At 36.2% G+C, this 3681-nt stretch carries 3 protein-coding genes; all 3 read left to right on the top strand.

Annotated elements, in window-relative coordinates; genetic code table 11:
• Nucleotides 1-528 (top strand): hypothetical protein (locus HMPREF9473_RS24185; protein WP_006782860.1); only part of this gene is annotated, 528 nt, incomplete at its 5' end.
• Nucleotides 525-1874 (top strand): contractile injection system protein, VgrG/Pvc8 family, encoded by a 1350-nt coding sequence (locus tag HMPREF9473_RS24180; RefSeq protein ID WP_006782859.1) that lies wholly within the window; start codon nt 525-527, stop codon nt 1872-1874. The genes HMPREF9473_RS24185 and HMPREF9473_RS24180, both read left to right, overlap by 4 nt.
• A 16-nt stretch (nt 1875-1890) precedes the next feature.
• Nucleotides 1891-3681, top strand: a 1791-nt coding sequence (locus tag HMPREF9473_RS24175; RefSeq protein ID WP_006782858.1) for a hypothetical protein, incomplete at its 3' end; no start/stop codon positions are given.

Raw genomic sequence — 3681 nt, 5'->3', positions numbered from 1 at the left:
AAAAAGAAATTTAATTCGATTCATACGGGGATGTATGTTGGAGAAAGGTTTATTACATTTAAAGAGCAGAGTTTAGATGAAACAGGACGTAAAATGGTACTTCCTGACATCTTAGAACCAATGGATGAGAAAACAAAGAAACAAAAATATCCCATGGAAAAGCGTCCTGGTATTATTTGGGCAGACGCAGATGCGGAAGTTACTGTAACTCTTAGCGTTCTAAAACAGAATGTGGATGTGATATCACTGGAACAATTACGAGATAATTTGGGAATCTCTATTCTTAGTATATGCCCGCAATATATATTTATGGATAAAGGGCAGGTTACAGATGAGGTGACTTCATTTTATTGGGCAGATTTTCTGGCGCCAGTCTCAGGTGGAATGATTTACAATATGATCTATATTGCTTCAGGACAGGATGGAATGCTCTTGGGTGGGTTTAATTGTCCTTCAAGACTTCAGGATGACTGGAAGCCAATCATATTAAAGTTAATACCTACAATTAGGGAGGAGGTAAAAGGATGAACGCGTTTCAATTGGATATTCATCCATTTCAGATTAGTCAAATCAGTAAATTCAGTATTATAAAAAATATAAATGAACATGTGTCTCTTGTAATCAAGGGATTCATACATAAAGAGCAAGCAGAAGAGATTTTGGCTAGGCGGATGATTCACAGTGAAATATCAGTTAGTATTGAAGAAGATAGGGAAGAAAAAAAGCTTCTTTTCCGTGGCGTGATAACAGAGTTGGAATTACATATGGAAGGAAATTTGTATGAGGTTGAGGTGGTAGCGCTTTCCTATACCTGTCTGTTGGAACAGGAAATTATGTTTCGGACATTCCAGAGAAAGGGACAGACCTGTCGTGATATAGCGAAAGAGGTTATAGAATCTCGAAAGGAAGCCTCCATAATCTGCCTGTGTGGAGAGAAAAGTGTAGCGCCTTTAGAAGTGCAGTACCAGGAATCTGACTGGGGATTTTTAAAGCGTATTGCATCACAGTCGAACTCTGTTTTAATTCCGGACTGTTATCTTAATAAGGCAGCAGTCTATTTTGGAATGAGAGATGGAAAAAGAGTGGAAGAAATAAATACAAAGTCATGTAAGATAAGTGACTGTATTTATGATGGTAAAATCTGTCGGGAATATATACTGGAGGTAGATAGATTTGCAGAGATTGGTGACAAATTCTTATATAACAATATGGAATTACAGATTTTTGGTGTTAAGTTGGAATTAATCAATCAGGAGTTGAAACGATTCTATTATCTCAGGAAACCGGAAAAATCCATACGGAGAATATATTATAACACAAGTCTTGCAGGAACATCGATGTATGGAAAGGTAAAGAGGGTTCGGAGAGAAAAATTACAAATTGAATTGGATAAAGATAAGGGAAAACAGACGGGGCAAAGATGGTTTGACTATGCGACTGTTTATTCCTCACCAGATGGTTCAGGATGGTATTGCATGCCAGAGATAGGAGATGAAATCTGTCTGTATTTTCCAGATGAATTGCCGGAACATGCATATGTTCTCAATGCACTTCATATGGAAGAATCAGAAGAACGCAAGGATCCTGAGAACAAGTATATTCGTACAAGAAGGAATCAGGAGGTGCGCTTTGCGCCTGGACAGATAAAAATAACAAATCATAAAGGGTTATCTGTGGTTCTTGATGATGAAAAGGGGATAGAGATTAGAAGCAATAAGGATATTGTGTTGGATGCGGGGGGAATGATTGATATTAATAGTGGAGGAAGCGTTGTAGCAAGAGGGGGGAGTGCAGTAGTATTAAAGCAGAACAGTAACATGATTGCAATAAGGAATGGTATCAGGGAGCATGGAGCGATAATAGAACGTCAATAATAGGAGGTCGGGGCAAGTGAGCACAAAATTCGTAGTAGAGGGTGCTAAAATTGGCTGTTGCTATGCACAAGAAGAGGCGAAGAAAAATAAAAAAGAGCTTTGGGATACAAGAATTTTGAGAATTTATCATTGCAATGCGGAAAAAGTGCATGGCATGGAAGTGGCTCATAATCATGACTGCGCTGCAATAGAGAATATTCCCAAGTTTGGGAAGTGCACTTCTCCATACTATTATGATGCAGTTAAATTATTGAGTGCGTTATATCCTGATAACAAGGATTATTTAAGGGGATATGAAAGTATAAAAAGAATTAGAGAAGAGGCAAGGGAACTGAGCAAAGAATATCCACCCTGTGTTTTGGCCTTGTTAGATACATGGTTTGATTACTCGGATGTTGAAGTGTCTGAAAAATATCAGATGTTTATTAAGTATACAAAAAATTTCAAATATGATATGGCAAAAAAGTTAGAAAACATCTATAAATGGAGTAAAAGTACTATATATTCCAAAAGAAAGGAATCAGAAAAATATATTACAGCAGATCCTTCAGATGCTTCACCCGCTCGAAAAGTTAGTGAAAATCAGAGAAGGGAAGACATTGTAACAGTAGATAAACTATGGAAAGCGGAGCATGCCTTAAAAAAAATATATAATCAAGGAAAAGATAAGATAAAACGATGGGAAAATTATTTGGATGAGGTTCAAATTTATGAAGGGAATTATGCAGAATCATTAAATAAGTTAGCAAGTGAGATGGAGTCATATAGTCAGGAATGGATAAGTCTTATTGAATCTGTGGGAATCAGTACGGCAAACGAAAAAGTGAAATCTTTTACAGATTATTGTTCTCAGATTATAACGATGGCAGAAAAGCTGGGACAGGACATGGAAAATTGGCAGGATGTCAGTTATGCATTGCTAACATCGTCATATTTAATATGTAAATGTGGTGGTAAGATAGAATTCCTGAGTAATGGGCAGGAGAATATATTGTATTGCAACAATTTGTTAACTGAATTCATAAAGTTATTAAAAAATGGAGCAAATTATTTACAGCAGGTTCTTGATAATAATAGTGTATACATGGGGGCTGAAAGTAAAGAAGAAAATGATTTATCTGTTAAAAGTGCCAGAACATCTTTGTTAAATGTCGTCAATTCTTTTAATGAAAATAAAGATTTTTTGTTAGATGAGAATACAAAATCAATTCAGATAAGATTCATCACTAGGGGATGTAACGAGGAGAAAGAAGTAAAAGCAAATGCTCTGATAGGAATTATGTTTTTTACTCCAGCTTCTTTATATGCAAGCACAGGGGGCGGTTTTTTACTATCATTCGGAATTCTAACATTTGATATGGCATCCATAGGGAGTCAAGACCCAAAAGACCAGAAAAAGAATGAAATAGGTGATGGAACAACAACATTACTAGATTTAGGCTCATATTTTACAGGTATAGGTGGAATCCTACTGGAACCGAAAACTGTTACTCATATGCTGGGAGAGAAACCAGTTAATATGACTAAGATGACGGGAAAAGGTATAACAATTTTAAGCTGTATAATCAGTCTTACGAAATTGTTTTATACTTCAGAAGAGGATTGGATTGAAGAAATTGAAATCACAGTTTTTACTGACTATTTTGCACACATTATAAGTCAGAAATATAATCAAGATACGACTCCACAATCGGAGTTTAACGGTATTTCTATGGTTCGCGCAAAGAGTAGAAAAGATTATGTTTGTGATACGATGGGAAATGTGAAGTGGGATGAGATGGAGGGAGTTACTGCAGGTGTTGATAAT

The sequence above is a fragment of the Hungatella hathewayi WAL-18680 genome (assembly GCF_000235505.1).
Classification (GTDB): domain Bacteria; phylum Bacillota; class Clostridia; order Lachnospirales; family Lachnospiraceae; genus Hungatella_A; species Hungatella_A hathewayi_A.
The sequence above is the reverse complement of the archived record's forward strand: the minus strand, read 5'-3'. Positions and strand labels throughout refer to the sequence as shown.

What these genes read in the sequence shown, in the direction of transcription:
- HMPREF9473_RS24180 (WP_006782859.1), top strand. Translation starts at nt 525, where the DNA reads ATGAACGCGTTTCAATTGGATATTCATCCATTTCAGATTAGTCAAATC.